Raw genomic sequence first — 2,010 nt, 5'->3', positions numbered from 1 at the left:
TCATAGCGCTGCGATGATGTAGCATTTCCGAAAGACCGGGAATCGAGGTACGAGATGAAGGGATTTTGGTCGACGCAGGCGAATGCTACATCATCGCTTCAGCTATGAGTAGTGCGGAGGTAAGGAAACCTTTTTGTTTCCGTCTTCGCACGTAGCAAAAGCTTTTTGTTTTGATTTATATTTTTCGCCAGAGCAAAATCAGAAAGATTTTGCGGACATAGTAAATTTACGCTTAACTTGGTTTAAACACTAAACTCCGTATTACTTATAGGTATTGTTGTGCTTTCGTTTTTCCATACAATCAATAATATAATTCTTTATTAATCTAGTCTTCTTCAATTATTGATTCCAGAAATATAATAGCTGCGTGCTTTGACTGTTCAATTGTAATTCCCTTTGCATTAAGTAATTCGGGGTTGTTGAATTTTTTAAACAAATGTTTTCTGATTTTTGAATTATTTTTTTCAAAATGTAAAATGGTGTCTAGCCCATCTAGATTTTTTGACACTCTTTTGCTAAGGTGTTCTATTCTACTTACTTTAAAATGGCCTCGAAATTTTTGTTTATCCTCCAAATCTTTTTTAATAGGTCGAACAAAAGCGTAGTAGTTTAAAAATATTATTACACTTACTGATAGTATTACTATAATAATCATGGTGGGGCTTTGGAACATATATTCATTCATATCTTCTAATTTCCTAATCCCTTGTTTTTTGTCAAAATATTTGATAAAATTCCATACCTCTGGAGGTGTAAATAATGCTATAATTCCTAAAATAGGTGCTATTAAAGATGTATTTTTAAATCTTGAATATCGTTTTTTGTACTCAGTTTGAACTTTTCTTAATTCATCCGATGTTAGTGGCAGAATCTCAAAATTATTTTCGTTCTCTAAATTATCTAAAAACACCACTTTTTCAGTTTTTTCTTGATAATCGTGTGTCTTATTCCTGCTTTCGTTTTTCCTTGTTACGGTAGATTCATTTTTATCTTCGATTAATTTAGAATCAGATCTTCTACTATTTGGAATCAATCGATATTTTAAAAGATTTAATTCCGCCCATTCGATAAATCTTTTTACAATCAATTTTCTTCTATTTTCATCATCAGAGAATTCCATTTCCCATACCAAAAGTCCGATATCGTTTTTTGCGGCATCTTCAATTATTATTTTTACCGATGATACCGAATCAGAATAGATTAATTCATGATTATACATATGAATATTCCAATTCACCATGAATTTATATTCAGAACTAAAATTTTTGGTGCTTTTATTCATATTGTGTAAAACTATAAAGCTTGAAGCCCATATTGTTTATAGGTTTTTTTCTGTTTAGTTATTTTTTTCAGTTGAATAGCTCAGGATAGACTTTTCTTGAAACATTCGTAACCCAATTTTCGTAATCCGTACTAACGTAATTTTCTAAATTTTCATCTATAATCACTTGTTCTACCTGTAGGCAATTTTTAAAATCCAACTCACTCACTTCATATTCATTTCCGTCTTCTTGTCCACTAAATTTAAGACAGATATGTCCGTTTTCAATCCAGCAAAAACAGTTTATAGATTGAATTTCTACATGTAGTGGTTGTTCAAATTCTGGAAAGTCTTTAATTTTACTTTTGAATTTTTCAATTTCTACTCTATCATATTTTTTTCCTGCTATAGCTTTGGGATGATTTTCAGGGATTAGCTCAAGTTGAATTTGTAATCCATCTAAAATTTCGAACAGTTCTAATTTGTTTTGATATTTGAGCCAAATCCCAAATTCGTCCCCATCATTTGCGTGTCCACCCCAGGCTCTTTTGAAAAATCCGTACTTCAGAGTTTTAATCCATTTTTTTACAACACTCTTTTCGTGTTTTTCGAACAGACGACTTTCTGAAATTTTCTCAATTTTCATAATGAAGCACAACGCAGCGCTATGTGAAGTCCACGTTATTTTATGGAAATATAGGGAAAACATTTTTTTGTTTTCGGCTATATTGGGAATAAAATGGCGTGTA

The 2,010-nt window shown here is 31.3% G+C and carries 2 protein-coding genes; both read right to left on the bottom strand.

What is annotated here, in order from left to right; genetic code table 11:
* Positions 1 to 325: 325 nt before the first annotated feature.
* The gene (locus tag GJ691_RS11415) at positions 326 to 1,282 is read right to left on the bottom strand and encodes a hypothetical protein (RefSeq protein ID WP_154366978.1); all 957 of its coding nucleotides are present in this window, start codon (positions 1,280 to 1,282) and stop codon (positions 326 to 328) included.
* Positions 1,283 to 1,349: 67 nt separating this feature from the next.
* On the bottom strand, positions 1,350 to 2,010 hold a 661-nt coding region (locus GJ691_RS11410), incomplete at its 5' end, for a hypothetical protein (protein WP_218944433.1).

It is taken from the genome of Maribacter luteus (assembly GCF_009674825.1).
GTDB classification, from domain to species: domain Bacteria; phylum Bacteroidota; class Bacteroidia; order Flavobacteriales; family Flavobacteriaceae; genus Maribacter_A; species Maribacter_A luteus.
The sequence above is the reverse complement of the archived record's forward strand: the minus strand, read 5'-3'. Positions and strand labels throughout refer to the sequence as shown.